Source organism: Klebsiella sp. RHBSTW-00215 (genome assembly GCF_014103785.1).
In the GTDB taxonomy this organism is placed as follows: Bacteria; Pseudomonadota; Gammaproteobacteria; order Enterobacterales; family Enterobacteriaceae; genus Klebsiella.
The window spans coordinates 4,992,066-5,010,546 of the sequence record NZ_JABXQS010000001.1 but is presented as its reverse complement, the minus strand read 5'-3'; the positions used below and the strand labels follow the sequence as shown (position 1 = coordinate 5,010,546).

Here is an 18,481-nt window from a genome sequence, read left to right as displayed (position 1 = left end):
GGCCGCTTTTCATTAAGGGAGAGATAAAATGTATCCCGTCGATCTTCATATGCATACCCTGGCCAGCACTCACGCCTACAGCACGGTGCATGACTATATCGCCGCCGCGGTGCGTAACCATATTCGCCTGATCGCCATCACCGACCATGGCCCGGAAATGGTTGATGCGCCGCATCCGTTCCACTTCAATAATTTGCGCGTACTGCCGCGGGTGGTTGATGGGGTCGGGATCCTGCGCGGTATCGAGGCCAATATTAAATCCGGCGGCGAGACCGATTGCAGCGACAAAATGCGCGCGTCGCTGGATTTAGTTATTGCCGGATTCCACAAGCAGGTGTTTGCGCCTGCGGATATCAGCACCAATACCGATGCGCTGATTGCCGTGATAGCGAGCGGGAAGGTGCACATCATCAGCCATCCTGGTAACCCGGAGTATCCGATTGATATCCCGGCAGTGGTGGCTGCCGCCAAAGCCTGCGATGTGGCTCTGGAGGTGAATAACGCCTCTTTTGTCCTGTCGCGTCAGGGCAGTGAGGGGAACTGTCGCAAAATTGTCGCCGCCGTGCGCGACAGCGGTGGACTTCTCTCGTTGGGTAGCGATTCACACAGCGCATTTTCGCTGGGGGACTTCAGCGCCTGTCAGCATCTGCTGGCGGAGGTGGATTTTCCGCTATCAAGAGTGCTGAACACCTCCGTGCGTCAGGTGCTGGCGTTTCTTGAACAGCGCGGTGGGGAGCGGATTGATGCACTTTATGCGCTGCCGGGCTGAAAAGCCTTGTGGGTTAAACCCTCACCCTTAAAAAGGGAGAGGGAGTACGGCGTGCTGTGCGGCTTTGAAGCTGGGCGGTTGTAGCCTGAACAGGTCCGCGGCACCGCCTCCGGGAACACCTTCTACAGGTCAATAACGTTGCCTCGCGGCAGATTTAAAGACTTGCGAATGGCGGCGATAACCTCCGCCGGTTTGAGCAGCAATGAGTTAATGCAGACGTTCAGAATACGACAGCCGTCAAAACGTGAGGGGTTATCGATCGTAATGTCGGAGGCAATAATTGCGAGTTCTGATTCGAAAATATCTTTATCGGTAATTGGATTCTTGAGCCCCAGCACGCCCTGAGTCTCTATTTTGATTGCAAAGCGATACTGCTTCGCGAGTTTCTCCAGTTGCTCCGCGGCCATATAGGTGTGCGCCACGCCGGTCGCGCATGCGGTCACCGCCACAATATGCAGATTCCGTTCGCTGGAGAAGGGCTGAATCTCATCTCTTCCTGCACGAGTGGTCATATGCTTGCTCCCTTATTTTTGCGCCGGTACTCAAGCGGCGTACAGTCGTTAATATCGCGAAATACCTTGCAGAAATAGTTGGTGTCAGTAAAACCGCACTTCTCTGAAACCTCGTTTATTTTCAGATTGGTATTGGTTAGCAGTGCTTTTGAACGCGAGATGCGGGCTAACTTGAGATATTCATTAAATTTCACGTCTGACTCCTTCGAAAACAGACGCGACAGATAGCCGGGGGAGATATTAAAGGTCTCGGCGACGCTCTCCCGACTAATGTCCGTATGGTAGTGGATATCAATATGGCCTTTAATTTCATCCAGTAGCGAAAAGGGTCCTCGCGGATTATTCAGGCCATCGGTAATTTGGTATAGCAGGTCGTTAAGCAGCGCATAGACGATATGGGAAAAGGTCTCGCCGGTATTGTCCTGTGCCCACGCCAGGGATTCGGCCAGCTCAAGCAGGCGGTCGCGAACCGAACTGCTGGAGTTTTGCAGGTTATATTTCTCCACTTCTTTAAACTGCGTACCGTCCCAGTTGCTGATGCTAAAACCGACATCCTGCTTCCAGAAAACAATCGACATGCAAATAACCGGGCTTTCCCACTGCGGTGAGTTCCAGCTGTTGGCGGGAATATAGGTAATCGTACCAACCGGGCGTTCATATTTAACGATTCTGTCCGCCCCTTTCGGCAGCAGCATGCTGAGCGCCCCTTTTACCGTCAGTTCGATACGCGGCACGTGCAGATGATAGGCCATCGCCGGGGCCTGCGCGTTGCCGTTGGCCACCAGCACGCTCTCGTTAGTGGCGCACAGGTTACTGAATTCACTGAGGATCGATTGAATAAACGTAGCCATATTATACCCGTGGTTTAATAACGGTCTTTAAGACCTTGACCGCAACTGCGGTCGTGATGGTCCCGGCGATCACCGAAACGATATAGCCAAAATGGTTACTGACCACCGGTAATACAATCAGCCCGCCCCACGGGGCGGCGTTGGTTGCCCCAAACCATAAAGAAAGGACGGCGGCGACCGCGCTGCCGAGCATAATCGCCGGGATCACCCGTACCGGATCCGCTGCCGCAAACGGGATCGCACCTTCGGTGATGCCGACAAAACCCATAATCACTGCGGGCTTCCCGGCTTCCCGCTCTACATCATTAAAAATGTCTTTAAACAGAAAGGTCGCCAGCGCCAGCCCCAGCGGCGGCGTGCAGTCGGCGGCGGCCACCGCGGCCATCAGCTGCGGATTGGTCGAGATCAGGGCGACGGCAAAGAAAAAGGCGGTTTTGTTCATTGGCCTGCCCATATCGACGGCAATCATACAGCCCAGAATGGTACCGAGAATAATGAACGAGGCCCCCTGCATATTGCCAAGCCAGACGCTAAGCCACTTCATGACCCCGGCAATCGGGTCGCCGATAATGTAATAAACCGCCATTCCGGTCACGAACGTGCCGATCAGTGGAATAATAAAAATCGGCAATATCATGCGCAGGAAATGGGGAATATTGAGCCGGGCAATCAGATTAAGCAGGAGGTAGACCACCAGTCCGGCAATAATCCCGGAAAGCATGCCGCCTAAAAATCCAGCACCCATTTGATACGCCATTAGCCCGCCGATGGCGCCCGGCGCGATGCCCGGTTTATCGACCATTGAATAAGCGATAAAACCCGACAGAATGGGGATGAACAGAGTTAATCCCGCCATCCCAATTTGCGACATCGCTTTCAAAAATCCGCGATCCGGCACGGCGGCTTCACCGTTAAACATTACCGCCAGCGCCAGCAGCACGCCTCCGGCCACCACGAATGGGATCATGTACGACACGCCGGTCATGAAATGCCGTTTGGTATTTTTTAATAGTTTTAACATGTCAGCCTCATAACGTTTGGTGATCAGAAGGCCAGAGTTCTGGATATCAGGTTGTAGAGTGCTTTTGGGTTTTTCATTTCTTTGACCAGACTGACAAATTCATCATTCATCAGCATGCGCGCCAGGGTGGAGAAATATTTCATATGCTCATTATCCTGCGCGGAATTGCTGATCGTCAGCATAAACAGGGTGTCTACCATCACGCCGCCCCAGGCTATCGGCTGCTTAAGCGTTGCGACGCTAATAGCAGAGTCGTGGATGTAGTCCGTTTGGGCGTGGGGAATGGCAAACCCCGAGCCGACAACGGTAGGAAAAGGCACTTCCCGGGCCCAGATGTCGTCACATAGTCTGTCCCGCTCATCGGTACGCTCACGCAGCCACAGGTTATCGACCATCATTTTGATCGCTTCGTTTTTATCGGCGGCGTCAATATTCCACAGGATCATCTCCGGTGACAGAAGCGGTTTTTTCGCCGCTCCACCGCCCGGGCGTTGCAGTATGGCTTTGACCTGGTCTGCGCGTTGGCTCGCGAGCAGGGTTTGCGTTAGCGTCTGACAATCGGCAACGTTAAGCTTTCTGAGCGCATTTTTAACCCCTGGGATTGCGGCGCAGTTCATACTCAATTCATCAAAACCGATGCCGATGAGCAGGGGGAGAATGGGGGCGTCGGCGGCCAGTTCGCCGCAAAGCCCAATCGGTTTACCGGCGCGATGAGCTTCACTGACCGCAAACTGCAGGGCGCGTAAAAAAGGCGGCGCGTAGCTGTCGTAGAGGCTCTTTACCTGAGCATTTCCCCGGTCGGCGGCGAAAAAGTACTGCGTCAGGTCGTTACTGCCAACGCTGAAAAAATCGGCGTGTTCGGCCATTTCCGCCATGGCGAACAGCACCGAGGGAACTTCCAGCATGATACCGAGCGCAATCGCTTCATCGAATGCCAGCCCTTCACCGCGCATCTCCTGCTTGACCGACTCCAGTACCTCCCGGCACCAGAGAAGTTCTTCAACTCGCGTAATCATCGGCAACATGATTTTGGCCTGACCTGCCGCCGATGCGATAAGAATCGCCTTCAATTGGGCGGCGAAAAGGTCGCGATAGTGCGGATAGGTACGCACTGCCCGGAAGCCGAGAAACGGGTTCTTTTCTTTGTCGCTGCTAAGGTAGTCGACGGGCTTATCACCGCCGATGTCAAAAGTGCGAAAGATAACCGTTTTACCCGCAGCCAGAATCACCACCTGTGTGTAAAGGTCGGCCAGCTCCTTGCCGGTGGGGGGCGTATCGCGGCCCATAAAGGTTATCTCAGTGCGAAACAGCCCGATGCTTTGTGCGCCATTATCAAAGGCGGCCTGCGCTTCGGCGAGGCTGGCAATGTTTGCCGCGATCTCAATGTGCTGCCCGTCGCCAGTCTGTGCCGGTGTTGAAGCGTTTGCCCGTAATAACTGCTGCATGGCCTGCTGTACGGCAATTTCCTGGCGGTAATAGCGCAGCGTCTTCTCATCCGGATGGGTAATCAGAATTCCGGGCTCGCCATCAATAATTATCTGCCGCTCAGGCTCAAGCTTGAGCGACGACATATCGATATCGGTCAGGGTTGGAATACTTAATGCGCGCGCCAGGATTGCCGTGTGCGATGTTTTTCCCGTGGACGATAACACCAGACCGACGATCCGGTTTCTGTCGAGAGCCAGAAACTGGCTGGGAGTCAGGTGGTTGGCGAACACAACCACCGGTTCGTTGAGCGTGAGGGGCGAGTGTGCCAGCGCCTGTTCGCCATACAACGTGCAAATAAGCTGCGTAGCGATGTCGAGGATATCCAGCGTTCGCTCCTGAATATAATGGCTGGATGAGCGCTCAAGCATGTGGCAAAAATCGAGAGCCGCCTGGGCGATGGCGGACCAGGCATTGATATTGTTATTAAGATAACCGATCGCCTTATCCCGAAAGGTCATGTCGGTAATTAGCGAGAGATGGGCTTCGATAAGCTCGCGTTCAACGCCGTGGGTTTGTCCAAGAGCCGCCTCTTTCTCTGCGCGCAAAGCGTCTAACCCAGCGATAAGTCGAGTCGTTTCATCTTCAAGGCGATCAACGTGGCCCGGATTTCGCGCGATGATGTCGGCGAAAGTGAGGCTTTGCACTACCCTTGGTTTGGCGATCGCCGCGCCTTTATTTATGCGGGTTCCCTGAATAACCTGCGGGTTCAGCTCCCGCAGGCAGCGGGGCAGATAGCCCAGGCTGGTCACCGGTTCAGGTGCAAGGCTAAATGTCGGCAGGTCGCAAAGCAGAGCGTGAAGCTGTGCGGCGGCGTTCTGTTCATCATTGCCGCTCAGTGAGATACGACATTCGTCATTTAACAGCGTGTCGGTAGCTATCAGCGAAAGGGCGCTTTTTGCGTTGGCCTGGAGGCCGGTGCGGGTGTTCTCCCAGTCGATAGTGGCCTGGAATAAATGACATAATCGCGCGATGTATCCAGCAGGCCTGGCGTGTATACCTTCACTTAGCTCGCATATATAAGTTAGGACCACCGCCATTTCGACTCCTGAGCGCTTTCGTGCACGACAATGAACTGCTGGATCCCGCTATCTTTCCCTGTTCGTACTGGTGATGACATAGTAAAAAAGTCACCTTTACTTAAAAATAGTGACCTGATTGTGATTTTGTGACTTTTGTCATATTTATGCTCGGCGATCGGTTCTTTTATTTCATTGATTTATGTTGTTTTTTTGTTTCTCTTTTTTACGATGAGTTTGCGAGATGAGTCACAAATTTGCAGTTCAGGGATGAGCTTGCGCACCCGGTAGTAAGAGGGGGCGGGGTTTTGTTTGTCCTCGATGGCCGGCTATTTCATCACGGCAGAAAAATAAAATATTACGTATTACCCCTTTGGTCAGCCTAAATATTGTGATTGAAACTCAACAAACTTAATCTTTTCTTAATATTCCCGCGCGGTAGCCTTTATCTAATCTGCGATATCTCACGAATCTTTATTTAAATTACGCCAGCGTCACAAAAGTCATAAAAAAACAACCCCCGGCGTTGCAGGCTCCTGGTGTCCCGCTATATGTTAAATTTGTGTTTAATAATATTCGCTAAAGGTTAAATTTATGTATATGAAAATTGGTGGATTAGTGATTTCACTGACGACAATATTGTCCTGCCCGGCGCTGGCGGAACTCCCGCAGGGCTACCCGACAGATTATCAAAAAGTGGTGGATGCAGGGATCAAAGAAGGCAAAGTTGTCATCTATTCAACGACGGATACTAAGGCTGCAGGCCCGCTTATTAAAGGATTTGAAGCGCAATATCCCGGTATTAAAGTTGAATATAACGATATGAACAGTACCGAACTATACAACCGTTATATCAGCGAACAGGCAGCGGGCGGCGGCAGCGGCGACGTGGTCTGGAGCTCCTCAATGGATACGGCGTTGAAACTCGCCACCGATTACGCCGAAGAGTACGCCTCGCCCGAGCAGGCTAAGCTGCCGAAATGGGCGGTGTGGCAACAGAAAGCTTACGGGACTACTTACGAACCGGTGGTGTTTATCTATAACAAACGCCTGATCCCAGAAGCTGATGCGCCGGACTCGCATACCGCGCTGGCGAAGCTTATCGCCGGTCAGGCCGATAAATTCAAAGGCAAAGTCACCACTTACGATATCGAAAAATCGGGACTGGGTTTTATGCTGGCGGTCCAGGACAGCAAGGCTGACGCTAACTACTTTAACGACTTGGCCGGGATCGCTAAGGGTGGGCTGACCGTACAGTCATCCACCGGTACGATGATGGAGCGCGTCTCCTCTGGTGAGAACCTGATTGGCTACAACATACTTGGCTCGTACGCAGAGGCGCGCGCGAAAACCGACCCTTCACTCGGTATCTCATACCCGAAAGATTATGTGCTGGTGCTCTCCCGGGTATCGTTTATTACCGCTGAAGCCGGCCATCCTAATGCGGCGAAATTGTGGTTCGATTATGTGCTGTCGGAAAAAGGACAAAGTATCCTGGCAAATCAGGCGGATATTCCGTCTCTGCGCAATGATATCGAAGGTAAAAATGATATTGATGGCATGACCAAAATGCTCGGCAGCGCGCTGAAGCCGATTCCGGTAGATGAAACGTTACTGGAATACCTTGAGCCGAAACAACGTCTGGAATTTATCAAACAATGGCGTACCGCCGCGGCGAAATAACCCTCCAGGGCTGTATTTCTTTTTTGTGCAGCCCGTTTAATGCCCGGCAGGTCTAAGGGATCGCACATGAATATATTGCGCCGAAAATGGCAGGGGCTGCCGCGCGGCATCGTCGTATTGATTACGGCACTGGCGATTTATGTCCCGCTGTTATTTATCGTGGTACAGAGTTTTCTTTCAGCCCCATTTTTTGCACGCTCGAAAGAATTCAGCCTCGAAGCTTTTGAATTTATCTTCACCGACCCGGATTTTTATCTGGCGCTGAAGTCCGGTTTTATTCTCGCCTTTGGCCTGGTGATCATCGCGATCCCGCTTGGCGGGATCCTGGCTTTTTTAATGGTGCGCACCGATTTGCCCGGACGACGGCTTATTGAACCGCTGATTCTGGTGCCTATTTTCGTTTCACCGATGGTGCTGGGCTTTGGTTACGTGGTGGCGGCCGGGCCGGTGGGCTTCTTCTCACAGTGGGCCGAACGACTGATAGGCTTCGTGCCGTGGAATATCTACTCCATGTTCAGCATCGTCGTGATCGCCGGGCTGACTCACGTTCCCCATGCTTATCTCTATATCTCTTCGGCGCTGCGCAGCGTTGGGTCGGATGTGGAGGAGGCCGCGCGGACGGTTGGCGCATCGCCGTTACAGGTGATGACCTCGGTGAGCCTGCCGATGGTGCGTCCGTCAATTCTCTACGCCTGCGTACTGCTATTTTTCCTCGGTCTGGAAGTGTTCGGCCTGATGCTGGTGTTGGGCGATCCGGAAGGCAACATGGTGCTGGCGACCTATCTTTATAAGCTCACCAACAAGCTGGGAACGCCTTCTTACCACCTGATGGCAGCGGTGGCGGTGGTGCTCATTTGCATCACCATTCCGCTGGTGATGCTGCAGCGCCGCCTGATGCGAACCGCTAACCGCTTCGTCACCATGAAGGGGAAAGCCTCGCAGGCCCGCGCGCTTCCGCTGGGAAAATGGCGTTGGGTCGCCGGGATTGTGGTGGTGGCGTGGTTGACGGTGACCATCGGCGTGCCGCTGATTGGCGTTGCGCTACGGGCGTTTATTTCGAACTGGGGTCTGGGCGTTTCGCTGTGGGACGAGCTGTCGCTGGCGACGTTCCGTAATATCTGGCAGCAGCCGAACCTGCTGCGCGCCATCGTTAACTCAATGGCGATTGGCGTGATTGGCGGGGCGCTGGCGGTGGTCTGCTACCTGTTCGTTGGTATTGCGATGCACCGTAAGCCGGACAACGTGACGCGCTTTCTCGACTACAGCGTGCTGGTGCCACGCGCGGTGCCGGGCCTGCTGGCCGGACTGGCGTTTCTGTGGGTATTTTTGTTTCTGCCGATGTGGTTGGATCAGTCGCTGAAAAACGGTTGGCTCTCCGTGCTGCCGGTCGCCGACTGGCTGCGCGAACATCTGATTGTCCAATTGCGCGCGTTGCGTAATACCATTTTCAGCGTCTGGCTGGCCTATACCGTGGTGTGGATGGCCTACGGGCTGCGCCTGATCTCCTCGACGTTGCTGCAGGTGGCTCCGGAGCTGGAGGAGGCCGCGCGCAGTACTGGTGCATCGCGCGGGCAGATTACCCGTCATGTTACGGTACCGCTCTCGCGTTACGGCCTGATCGGCTCCTGGCTGCTGATGTTTCTGATCTTCGAGCGAGAATATTCTACCGGGGTCTATCTGCTCTCGCCGGGAACTGAAACCATCGGCTCAATGCTGGTGTCGCTGTGGGCGGCGGGGGCTATCGATATCGTTGCCGCACTCTCTTTTATTAATATCCTGCTGGTGGTCGTCGGTCTGGGTATCGCCCTGCGCTTTGGAGTGAAATTACATGATTGAATTATCGGTAGAAAATCTGCACTTGACCTACGGCGATAATCCGGTGCTGAAAGGTGTGTCAATGGAGCTTAAGCGGGGAGAGGTGGTCTCGTTGCTCGGGCCATCGGGTAGTGGTAAAACCACGCTGCTGCGGGCGGTCGCCGGCCTGGAGAAGCCGACCAGTGGGATGATTACCATTGGCAAAACCCGGGTGTATGACGGCAATCCACGCAGCGAAATCCCGGCGGAGGAGCGCAATCTGGGGCTGGTGTTTCAGTCCTACGCGCTGTGGCCGCATAAGACGGTGTTTGAAAATGTTGCCTATCCGCTGAAGCTGCGCAAGGTGGCGAATGAAGAGATAAAACAGCGGGTGCAGGCGGTGCTTGATCAGTTGGGGCTCGGCCATCTCGGCAATCGCCATCCGCATCAGCTCTCCGGTGGTCAGCAGCAGCGCGTGGCGATAGGCCGGGCGCTGGTGTACAACCCGCCGGTGATCCTGCTGGATGAACCTCTGTCGAATCTCGACGCCAAGCTGCGTGAAGAGGCGCGGGTTTTCCTGCGCGAACTGATTGTGAAGCTGGGGCTGTCGGCGCTGATGGTCACTCACGATCAGAATGAGGCGATGGCGATTTCCGATCGCATTTTGCTGCTTAATAACGGGGTGATTGAGCAGCAGGGGACTCCGCAGGAGATGTACGGTAACCCGACAACGTTATTCGCCGCTGAGTTTATGGGCAGCAACAACCGTCTGCATGGCAAAATTACCGATCTTGAGAACGGTCGGGCACGAATTGAAGGGGCCAGCTGGGCGCTGTGGGGGATGGCGGGAGAGGGCGTCAGGGTGGGTGAGGAGGCGACGGCGGTGATCCGTGTTGAACGCTTACGCCTGGCGTCATCGCCCGATGACAATATGCTGGCGCTGCCGCTGCTGACCAGCATGTATCTCGGCGATCGTTGGGAGTATCTGTTCCGCACTAAAGGCGATGATTTTGCCATTCGCGCCTACGGCAGCGCCCTGCGCGATGCCGATCATTGTCATCTCTCGCTGCCCGTAAATGATTTATGGATTTTCCCTAAGGGCTGAGAGGCTTAAATGCTGATCTCAGGAGGGACAGAGATGTTTCCTGCTAACCCTTATCAAACCGAAATAAAACCCGCGTGCTTGCGGGTTTTCTCTTTGCCAAAATAGCGTAAAAAGCGTCATCTGTGTTGTCTGACTATTGCTCAATCACGCGTCTTGAACGGTAGTTGGCAAGGGATAAATTAAGCGGCGGTTCTTGCTGAAGACTGGAAAAGTTTATGGCAGTAGGGGCAAATGAGTTGAGCACCTTTTTGTACTCGGCTGAAGCTGTGTTCTGAATCCTGGGAGCAGTTAGGGCAGTTGCATTTTACGAGATAATTACGGCGAGTTTTAGAGTCTTTGCGTTCTGACATATGATATTTCCTGATCTATGGGGTTAAGACCATACCTCATTTGCACATAGATAGCTCTAACTGATTCTCTGACGCAAAGGTGATTTCATTCGATTGTGCGGCTTGCGCTGTGATCAATTGATGACAGAAATAGTTTTTACGTACAGGACGTTGCGAAAGAGTAAAATTTCCCCCAATTTTTTGTGATTTATATCACCATTTAAAATAGACGTGTTATTTATCAGGGTGTTAGTGATATCATGTGTTTGCGATCAGAGAACAATTTTCTCCATATTCGTCTGATTAGAGGGAAAATAGGTAAGATTTTCTTCCCCGCCTAATATACATTTTAACTGTGGTTGAAGGATGCAAATCACTATGTTGATGATGAAATGGCCATCTATTATCTGGCCATTAAACGAAGTTTTGGCTGCTGTTTTATACGCCGACTTTGCTAACCAAAAAAATATAAGCTCACGATATTTTATGACTAATAATAGTTTGAGTGTACCCTATGAAAAATAGAACTATAGATATTGCAACCCTGGCTGTTCATGCTGGAAATCAATCCGATCCGGTAAACAACGCTATATTTACCCCGATTGTGACCGCCAGCTCTTTTATTCAACCTAATCTTTATGAAGGCGGCGATTTTTGCTATTCCCGCGTTTCTAACCCAACACGCACAGCTTATGAGTCAGCGCTCGCGGAACTGGAAGCAGGCATTTATGCTACCGCCACCGCGTCTGGAATGGCGGCAACGAACATTGTTATGGAGTTACTGCCGAAGGATGCGCATATTATCGCGATGAAAGGCGTATATGGCGGCACCTGGCGACTGTTTGAAAAACTGAAAACATTAACTACTGGGGCGACTATTTCCTATGTCGACCTTAATGATGAGGTGAGCCTGGTTAATAGTATTCAAGAGAATACGGCTTTAATCTGGATCGAAACGCCGACCAATCCACTACTTGAGTTGGTTGATATTGATAAGGTTTGTCGCATTGCCAAAGAACACGCAATCCTCACCTGTGTCGACAATACTTTTGCCAGCGCCTGGAATCATAAACCGCTCGAGATGGGGGCGGATATGGTAATGCTCTCCACCAGTAAATATATCGGGGGACACTCAGATTTAATTGGCGGTGCGGTGATCACCAATAATGAAGCATTAGCAGGACGGCTCGACTTTATCAAAACCACTATCGGCTCAATTGCTTCGCCTTTTGATGCCTATCTCGCACTGCGTGGTATGAAAACGCTGGATCTACGCATGGAACGTCAGTGCAGTAACGCGTTGCGAATTGCAGAATATCTCGAAAACCACCCGGCGATTGCCAGTGTTTATTACCCAGGCCTGCCGTCACACCCGCAATACCCGCTATGTAAGAAGCAAATGCGTTCAGGCGGCGCGGTAGTGACGGCGACCTTAAAAGGCGACATTCAGAGCCTGAAGCAATTTATCAGTGGTCTGCATTATTTTGTGCTGGCGGAGTCGCTGGGCGGCGTGGAGAGCATGATTAATCATTCGGCCTCCATGTCGCATGGGGCGATGTCAAAAGAAGAGCGCGAGGCTATTGGCGTTTATGACACCACGCTGCGTTTTTCCGTCGGCATTGAACATGTTGATGACTTAATTCAGGACCTGGACATCGCCTTCGCCGGTATGGACATCAAACAGGATAACCATCATGCATGACTATGGCATCTGGACGATCATTACTCCGCTGGTCACCATTATTCTGGCAATCCTGACCCGCCAGGTGATCCTCTCGCTGCTGACCGGTATTTTTGTCGGCTATGCGGTGATTAACCACAGTATTATTCAAGGCGTTGGCGGTACCCTGAACGGGATTATCGAAACCTTTGCGTCCGCAGGTAATGCGCGAACGATTATTTTTATGGTGATGATCGGCGGCATTATGCGGCTGATCGTCGTCACCGGCGGCGTGCGCAAACTGGTGCAATTTCTCTCGGAGAAAAACGATTTTGTCACCAATAAGAAGTCGGTTCAGCTGCTGGCGATGGTGGTCACATCGTTAATTTTTATCGAAAGTTCGATTAACCAGCTTATTGCCGGTGCCTCGACTAAAAACCTGGCCCGGCGCTATAAAGTCTCGCCGGAAAAGATGTCCTATATTATCCAGACGTCCTGCGTCTCGGTCTGTTCATCGGTGATGATCAATGGCTGGGGGGCGGCAATGATGGGGGTTATCGGCGTACAGATTGCGCAGGGCTATCTGACCGGTGAGCCTTTTGAAGTGCTGGCCAGCTCAATGGTCTGGAATACGATGGCCTGGTTTTCATTAGCCTCGGTACTCTTTTACATCCTCTCCGGCTGTAGCTGGGGACCCATGAAAAAGGCGGAAGTGAAGTTTGAAACCACCCTGACGGAAATAGAGCAGGATCAGGGTGAAGATGAAGCGGACCCGGTTATTGATCACCCGGCATGTAATTCAATGCTTAACTTCTTTATTCCGATTCTATCCACCGTATTAATGGTGCCAGTGGTGCTGTATATCACCGGTGATGGACAATTTTCCAAAGGCAGTGGTTCCATGTCGGTCTATTCCGGCGTGATGTTCGGTACCGTGGTCTCTTTTGTCTGGTTCAGAGTGCGCGGCATTCTCAACGTTGAGAACTTTTTCAAAGAGCTGTATATCGGCTATGCCAGCATGGTCAAAATTAGCTCAATTATGATTCTGGCCTTCCTGATGGGGCATATTTCGGCGGAGCTGAACACCGGGCAGTATATTGCCTCGATTACCTCCGGCGTTATTCCATCCGGTTTCTCGATTGGCTTTATCTTCCTGATTGCAGCGGTAATGTCGCTGGCGACGGGCACCTCCTGGGGAACCTTCGCGATTATGATCCCGATTGGCGTTCAACTGGGCGTGTCATTAGGTATTGATCCGCACTTTATGATCGGCGCGGCTATTTCCGGTTCAATTTTCGGCGACATGACTTCACCTATCTCCAGTGACGCTATCGTCGCATCGATGGCGACCAACTGCGACCACATTGAACATATCCGTACCCAGATGCCTTATGCGCTGGTGACGGGAGGTCTGGCGCTAATTGTCTATTTAATTGTTGGGTTTACCCTCTAACACTAAACATGATTTAAGGATTGACGATGACTAAGATTATTACGACTGAACAGGCTCCGGAAGCGATTGGCCCTTATATTCAGGGGGCGCGAACCGGTAATTTCATTTTTACTTCGGGTCAGTTGCCGATTAATCCGCAAACCGGAAATATTCCTGAGTGCGCTGAAGGTCAAACCCGCCAGAGCCTAGAGAATGTTCAGGCGATTATCGAGGCCGGTGGGCTTACGGTTGGTGATATTTGCAAGGTCACTATTTTTGTCAAAGACCTGAACGAGTTTGCCGCGATTAATAATGCCTATGCTGAATTTTTCACTCAGCGCAATGCCTCTTTCCCGGCGCGTTCTTGCGTGGAAGTCGCCCGGTTGCCAAAAGACGTCAAAGTAGAAATTGAGGCCGTGGCCTCTCAGAGCTAATCGAGCATCAATAAGACTCTACGGCGGCTGATGGCCGCCGTTTTTTTGAGAAAGGAAAGCGTCTATGTCCGTAAAAGAGTTTTTGAATACGTTACCGCGCGTAGAGTTGGTCGGTGGCGTTACGCCTGTTCAGCATCTGAAGCGCCTGTCGGAATATTTGCAGCGCGATATCTATATTAAACGCGATGATGTTTCGCACCTTGGCATGGGCGGCAACAAGCTCAGAAAACTGGAGTTTCTGGCGGCAGATGCCATTAGCAAAGGTTGCGACATGTTGGTGACTGCCGGGGCGATTCAATCCAATCATGTACGCCAGACCGCAGCAGTGGCGGCGCATCTGGGGCTAAAATGCGTGGCGCTGCTCGAAAACCCGATTCAAACCACAGAATCCAACTATCTCTACAACGGTAACCATCTGTTGTTTAGTCTGATGGGCTGCCAGGTTGAAATGGTTGATGAGCTTAATGACCCGGATGCGCAATTGCAGGCGCTTAGCGACCAGCTTTCAGCAAAAGGTGCGAAACCCTATATCGTTCCCGTTGGCGGCTCGAATGCGCTGGGTTCATTGGGCTACGTTGATTGCGCTTTAGAAATCGTTGAACAGTGCGACCAGCTGAGCCTCAATGTTCAATCCGTCGTGGTGCCATCAGGGAGTGCGGGGACGCATGCCGGGCTGGCGGTGGGTTTTGCTCACAGCCAGCCTGATATGGAGGTCGTAGGGGTCACGGTTTCTCGCCTGGTTGGCGATCAGCAGCCTAAGGTTGAGAAGCTGCAGCGCGAGTTATCCGCTATGTTGAAGATCGAGTCACTGTCGCCGTTGACGCTATGGGATGAGTATTTCGCACCGCGTTACGGGATGCCAAATACTGAGGGGATGCACGCGGTGGAGTTGCTGGCGCGGCTGGAAGGGATCATGTTAGATCCTGTTTATACCGGCAAGGCAATGGCTGGTTTGATTGATGGCGTGAAAAGGTCGCGGTTCGCCGGTAACGGGCCGGTGATGTTTATTCATACCGGCGGTGCCCCGGCGCTGTTTGCCTATCATCCTCACGTTTAGCCAGCATTTTAAACATGAGTTCGAACCACCCTGATGCCTACGGGCCAGGGTGGTTTTTTTACGTTAGAGCCTGGGGAGATATAACGGCAGAGGGGGCTTTTTTGCCGGGCGGCGGCTGACGCCTTGCCCGGCCTACAAAATCTTATACGTTACCGTTGGTCTGTGTGGGGGGACTAATAACGCTTATGCGCCATGATTTCGATGATTTGCCGGTCGGTATGCTGCATGGCGCGTCCGGCGATATCACAAAGATTGCGGATGGAATTTTCCACGTCGCGCTCAACAATTCCGTCATTCCCCGAGACCACCGAGTTATCCAGCGCCAGCAAAATGGCTTTCCAGGCAGAAGAGATACTGGTCGATACTTTCATTGAACAACTGCTGGAAGCGCCATCGCAAATCATGCCGCTGACGTCGCCAATCATGTTATTCACTGCCATGGCGATGTTGTCAAAGTTACCGTCCATTAACCAGATAATCCCCGCCGCAGCACCCATCCCGGCGGTGGTGGTCGCGCACAGCGCCGACAGCCTCGGGAGTTTGCAATGGATATAGATAGCCACCAGATGTGAAAGCGCCAGCGCGCGGGCCAACTGCTGCGGGCTGGCATTGAGACGCTCTGCTGCCACCACCACCGGCATGGTGGCGGTGATCCCCTGGTTGCCGGAGCCGGAATTTGTCATTGCTGGTAGCGTCGCGCCGCCCATTCTTGCATCTGAAGCGGCGCTGGTTCGGTAGAGGATCTCGGTAAAAATGTCGTCGGAAACGAGGCCCTTATCGACCTGGCGTTTGAGCGTTGGGCCGATGTGCAAGCCCCAGTCTTTAGACAGACCTTTCTTCGACAGGGCGTTGTTCATTGAGCCGGCGTCGAGAATAAAGTCGAGCTCTTCGCAAGGAACGACGCTAATGAAGTCATAAATGTCGCGCAGTGAACTGTGGGCGAGCTGTTCCAGCGGATTGATGATGTCGTCACTGACCTGGCTTTCGTCTTTGATAAACAAAGGCTGACCCATTTTTTCAATCGAAACTACGTTGGTATGGTCGCCAACAATGGTGACCGTGGCGTGCTGATCCCCGGCGTAGACCCTGGCGCGAACGTAGAGTATTTCATCACAGGGATCCTGCAATACCACGCGCACGGCTCCGACTTCTAATAACGCTCTGGCGGCATCAATTTCCCGTTGGGTGGCTCTTTTCAGCACTTCGAGCTTCGCCTGAGGATCGCCGGCGATAGCGCCCAGGGCGGCCGCAATGGGCAGACCGGTCATTCCGGTACCTGGGATAGTCACGCCCATACCATTTTTCATTAAATTCGGTGATACCGCAGCTTCGATACGCACAATCGCGCCGGACAGGTGCTGCGCCGCGACGGCGCATGCGAGGGCGACCGAGACCGGTTCGGTGCAGCCTAAAGCGGGTTTAACTTCCTGTTTCAGAGCATTAATGAAGATATTCCATTTAACGCGGCTTTCCCGGTGTGACATGACTGAGCCTCTGGGTCGGTACAGAAAAGTGTGAGTCGAGCGATGGCGTGATTTCTCGACGTTGATGTGCGCCTGTGGGCCGCGTTTGTCAATGCGACCGGCAGGAACGATAGTGGGAATATTAGCGCACTCGGCAGAGAAAAAAGTTGCTAGTTAAGTCTGTAAAACAGAGGATTCGGAGGAAATTTTTCTTCTTATTGGCGAACAATAGAAGTTTTTTTACCGTGTCCGATCGGCGATAGGGGAGATAAAAAAACCGGCAGAGCTGCCGGTTTTGCAATTAGATTTTGCAGGCGTCGCCGCAGTCGTCGTCGGCAACGATTGCCTGGGCTTTTTTGTCAGCATCTTCAAGGCGTTCAGCGTTACGTTCTTGCGCTTCTTCCAGGCCGCTAAAAACCAGGTTGTCGAGATCAATTTCCATGAGTTACCCATTTAAGTTCAGTTTTGACCGTAAGCAAGTATAGGTAAATCGGTCAGCGGATGCACCCGGCATGAGCGTGGACAGCACATACCGGTAAGCGCTGGCGCTATTTGATGCGGTTTAAACGGATAAAAATAGCAGGACGATCGCCAATGATAATTGATAACCAGATATCAATTATTAGAACACTGTACCCTAAATAATTCGAGTTGCAGGAAGGCGGCAAGAGAACGAATCCCCAGGAGCTTACTAAAGTAAGTGACTGGGGTGAGTGAGCGCAGCCAACGCACATGCAGCTTGAAGTATGACGGGTATTTTTATTAAACGAAACGACAACGAATGTTGGTTTAAACATTGACTTGCAGGGATTATGTTAATATCGCTGCGGTTATGGATGTATCTATGGATCTTAGTCAATGGTATCGACAACAGCAGTAGCCGCCATCAAAGAATGGCGGAAAAATAATAAAGTCATTTGTCATGTTAAACTCAAATATAAAAAGGTATTACGTAAATGCAGAGAGATACCTTTAACCGGAGGTAAATACAAGGAATATCAGGCTCTATGTGAAAAATACGCTTGTTCTAAATTAACCGGTGCAACGCAGGGGCTGGTTAGCTTTGAGGATAAACCTTTTAAAGCTTATCTAAACAAGAAAATGTCAAAAAGGGCGAAGCTCGACATCGCTTATGGCGCTTTGAATTTTATAGAGAAAACCTTCCGCCCTGAGGTATTGCCGCAGCTGTATGATGTGGCGGCGTTTGGTCGTTCGATGATCGCCATTCCCCTGAAAAACGGAGCCAGTATTGAAGTGAAGCTGCTGGCGTCGCCTTTTCAGGAAGAAGGGGAACTGATGCTATTAATGTTCCTGGACGATAAACGCGTTTACAGCATCTGTTTTTCCTGTACCGAAGATGGCCGCGCCTATATCGGCGGTATCCAGGGAGGGAAAGATATTGATAATGAAGAGGTCAAAGTACTGACCAAAGAACTTTATGGTACTCGACCGAAAAATTTAATTATCACTCTGCTGTACGGTTTTTTAGCACATTATAATATCAACGACATTTATGCTATCGACAGCCATTACCATGTTAAGTGTGACAGAGTAAAAACCAGCTATTCTGAGCTGTGGCTGGAAATAGGCGGCGTGAAGCATCATCGCGGCTGGTATAAATTACCGCCGACTGAGATAAAGAAAAGCCTGGAAGAGGTCAAGAGCAAGCATCGTAGTCAGTTTATCAAGCGAGAAGGCTTGAAAGAGCTGGCGCAGATGGATCTTGCCACTTCACTACGCGAGATTGGCGTGAGTCAGCACGCGAGTTAAACGTCGAGGCTCAATTGCCGGCCAGCAGGGGGCTGCTGGTCGGCAAGTCTTTCATCATCGCCGTCTCCTCTTCATTTCGATACTCCCTCATAGCGCT

At 51.9% G+C, this 18,481-nt stretch carries 16 protein-coding genes; 9 read left to right on the top strand and 7 right to left on the bottom strand.

Annotation, left to right across the window (positions count from 1 at the left end; translation table 11 throughout):
- The first annotated feature begins 28 nt into the window (after positions 1-28).
- Positions 29-769, top strand: coding sequence for a phosphatase (locus tag HV127_RS23920; RefSeq protein ID WP_182239266.1), 741 nt, complete (start codon positions 29-31; stop codon positions 767-769).
- A 122-nt stretch (positions 770-891) separates the two neighbouring features.
- Here the strand turns inward: HV127_RS23920 and HV127_RS23915 are convergent, their stop codons facing one another.
- From HV127_RS23915 to ptsP, 4 genes are read right to left on the bottom strand one after another with little or no spacing between them, the layout of a single operon-like run.
- A complete protein-coding gene (locus tag HV127_RS23915) occupies positions 892-1,281 on the bottom strand; it encodes a fructose PTS transporter subunit IIB (protein ID WP_110273933.1) in 390 nt (129 codons plus the stop codon).
- The gene (locus HV127_RS23910) at positions 1,278-2,132 is read right to left on the bottom strand and encodes an AraC family transcriptional regulator (RefSeq protein WP_182239264.1); all 855 of its coding nucleotides are present in this window, start codon (positions 2,130-2,132) and stop codon (positions 1,278-1,280) included. Before HV127_RS23910 ends, HV127_RS23915 begins: the two co-directional genes overlap by 4 nt.
- 1 nt (position 2,133) lies before the next feature.
- Positions 2,134-3,153, bottom strand: a complete 1,020-nt coding sequence (locus HV127_RS23905; RefSeq protein ID WP_182239261.1) for a fructose-specific PTS transporter subunit EIIC — start codon at positions 3,151-3,153, stop codon at positions 2,134-2,136.
- Between the two features lie 23 nt (positions 3,154-3,176).
- Positions 3,177-5,678: a phosphoenolpyruvate--protein phosphotransferase gene (gene ptsP / locus HV127_RS23900; protein ID WP_182239258.1), complete on the bottom strand. Its 2,502-nt coding sequence runs from the start codon at positions 5,676-5,678 to the stop codon at positions 3,177-3,179.
- 573 nt (positions 5,679-6,251) lie between these two features.
- Here ptsP and HV127_RS23895 point away from each other — a divergent pair.
- The 3 genes from HV127_RS23895 (at position 6,252) to HV127_RS23885 (ending at position 10,239) form a co-directional block, all read left to right on the top strand.
- Positions 6,252-7,340: an ABC transporter substrate-binding protein gene (locus HV127_RS23895; RefSeq protein WP_182239256.1), complete on the top strand. Its 1,089-nt coding sequence runs from the start codon at positions 6,252-6,254 to the stop codon at positions 7,338-7,340.
- A 66-nt stretch (positions 7,341-7,406) separates the two neighbouring features.
- Positions 7,407-9,176, top strand: a complete 1,770-nt coding sequence (locus tag HV127_RS23890; protein ID WP_182239254.1) for an iron ABC transporter permease — start codon at positions 7,407-7,409, stop codon at positions 9,174-9,176.
- Positions 9,169-10,239 carry an ABC transporter ATP-binding protein gene (locus HV127_RS23885; RefSeq protein ID WP_182239252.1) on the top strand — a complete coding sequence of 357 codons (1,071 nt, stop codon included), beginning with the start codon at positions 9,169-9,171 and terminating at the stop codon, positions 10,237-10,239. The genes HV127_RS23890 and HV127_RS23885 overlap by 8 nt, the downstream gene beginning before the upstream one ends.
- Positions 10,240-10,418: 179 nt before the next feature.
- Here HV127_RS23885 and HV127_RS31620 read toward each other — a convergent pair whose 3' ends face one another.
- Entirely contained in the window at positions 10,419-10,589 is a 171-nt protein-coding gene (locus HV127_RS31620) for a YnfU family zinc-binding protein (RefSeq protein ID WP_220022285.1), read from the bottom strand.
- A gap of 493 nt (positions 10,590-11,082) precedes the next feature.
- Here HV127_RS31620 and HV127_RS23880 point away from each other — a divergent pair, with 493 nt between their 5' ends.
- The 4 genes from HV127_RS23880 to HV127_RS23865 all read left to right on the top strand — a co-directional run bounded on the left by HV127_RS23880 (position 11,083) and on the right by HV127_RS23865 (position 15,151).
- Positions 11,083-12,270 carry a PLP-dependent aspartate aminotransferase family protein gene (locus HV127_RS23880; protein WP_182240800.1) on the top strand — a complete coding sequence of 396 codons (1,188 nt, stop codon included), beginning with the start codon at positions 11,083-11,085 and terminating at the stop codon, positions 12,268-12,270.
- Entirely contained in the window at positions 12,263-13,681 is a 1,419-nt protein-coding gene (locus tag HV127_RS23875) for a Na+/H+ antiporter NhaC family protein (protein ID WP_182239250.1), read from the top strand. The genes HV127_RS23880 and HV127_RS23875 overlap by 8 nt, the downstream gene beginning before the upstream one ends.
- 26 nt (positions 13,682-13,707) lie before the next feature.
- A complete protein-coding gene (locus HV127_RS23870) occupies positions 13,708-14,094 on the top strand; it encodes a RidA family protein (RefSeq protein ID WP_181485972.1) in 387 nt (128 codons plus the stop codon).
- 64 nt (positions 14,095-14,158) lie between these two features.
- Positions 14,159-15,151 carry a D-cysteine desulfhydrase gene (locus HV127_RS23865; RefSeq protein ID WP_182239248.1) on the top strand — a complete coding sequence of 331 codons (993 nt, stop codon included), beginning with the start codon at positions 14,159-14,161 and terminating at the stop codon, positions 15,149-15,151.
- Between the two features lie 173 nt (positions 15,152-15,324).
- Here the strand turns inward: HV127_RS23865 and HV127_RS23860 are convergent, their stop codons facing one another.
- Together HV127_RS23860 and HV127_RS23855 are read right to left on the bottom strand one after the other, a co-directional pair.
- A complete protein-coding gene (locus HV127_RS23860) occupies positions 15,325-16,635 on the bottom strand; it encodes an L-serine ammonia-lyase, iron-sulfur-dependent, subunit alpha (protein WP_182239246.1) in 1,311 nt (436 codons plus the stop codon).
- A 280-nt stretch (positions 16,636-16,915) separates the two neighbouring features.
- The gene (locus HV127_RS23855) at positions 16,916-17,056 is read right to left on the bottom strand and encodes a hypothetical protein (RefSeq protein ID WP_004102786.1); all 141 of its coding nucleotides are present in this window, start codon (positions 17,054-17,056) and stop codon (positions 16,916-16,918) included.
- A gap of 416 nt (positions 17,057-17,472) precedes the next feature.
- Between HV127_RS23855 and HV127_RS23850 the strand changes: the two genes are divergently transcribed.
- A complete protein-coding gene (locus tag HV127_RS23850; RefSeq protein ID WP_182239243.1) occupies positions 17,473-18,384 on the top strand; it encodes a DUF535 family protein in 912 nt (303 codons plus the stop codon).
- Positions 18,385-18,481: the final 97 nt, after the last annotated feature.

Bases quoted from the DNA above. Each gene is read 5' to 3' on its own strand.
- HV127_RS23910 (WP_182239264.1), bottom strand. From the start codon at position 2,132: ATGGCTACGTTTATTCAATCGATCCTCAGTGAATTCAGTAACCTGTGC.
- HV127_RS23915 (WP_110273933.1), bottom strand. From the start codon at position 1,281: ATGACCACTCGTGCAGGAAGAGATGAGATTCAGCCCTTCTCCAGCGAA.
- HV127_RS23880 (WP_182240800.1), top strand. From the start codon at position 11,083: ATGAAAAATAGAACTATAGATATTGCAACCCTGGCTGTTCATGCTGGA.
- HV127_RS23890 (WP_182239254.1), top strand. From the start codon at position 7,407: ATGAATATATTGCGCCGAAAATGGCAGGGGCTGCCGCGCGGCATCGTC.
- HV127_RS23920 (WP_182239266.1), top strand. From the start codon at position 29: ATGTATCCCGTCGATCTTCATATGCATACCCTGGCCAGCACTCACGCC.
- HV127_RS23870 (WP_181485972.1), top strand. From the start codon at position 13,708: ATGACTAAGATTATTACGACTGAACAGGCTCCGGAAGCGATTGGCCCT.
- HV127_RS23865 (WP_182239248.1), top strand. From the start codon at position 14,159: ATGTCCGTAAAAGAGTTTTTGAATACGTTACCGCGCGTAGAGTTGGTC.
- HV127_RS23895 (WP_182239256.1), top strand. From the start codon at position 6,252: ATGTATATGAAAATTGGTGGATTAGTGATTTCACTGACGACAATATTG.
- HV127_RS23855 (WP_004102786.1), bottom strand. From the start codon at position 17,056: ATGGAAATTGATCTCGACAACCTGGTTTTTAGCGGCCTGGAAGAAGCG.
- HV127_RS23885 (WP_182239252.1), top strand. From the start codon at position 9,169: ATGATTGAATTATCGGTAGAAAATCTGCACTTGACCTACGGCGATAAT.
- HV127_RS31620 (WP_220022285.1), bottom strand. From the start codon at position 10,589: ATGTCAGAACGCAAAGACTCTAAAACTCGCCGTAATTATCTCGTAAAA.
- ptsP (WP_182239258.1), bottom strand. From the start codon at position 5,678: ATGGCGGTGGTCCTAACTTATATATGCGAGCTAAGTGAAGGTATACAC.
- HV127_RS23905 (WP_182239261.1), bottom strand. From the start codon at position 3,153: ATGTTAAAACTATTAAAAAATACCAAACGGCATTTCATGACCGGCGTG.
- HV127_RS23875 (WP_182239250.1), top strand. From the start codon at position 12,263: ATGCATGACTATGGCATCTGGACGATCATTACTCCGCTGGTCACCATT.
- HV127_RS23860 (WP_182239246.1), bottom strand. From the start codon at position 16,635: ATGTCACACCGGGAAAGCCGCGTTAAATGGAATATCTTCATTAATGCT.
- HV127_RS23850 (WP_182239243.1), top strand. From the start codon at position 17,473: ATGGTATCGACAACAGCAGTAGCCGCCATCAAAGAATGGCGGAAAAAT.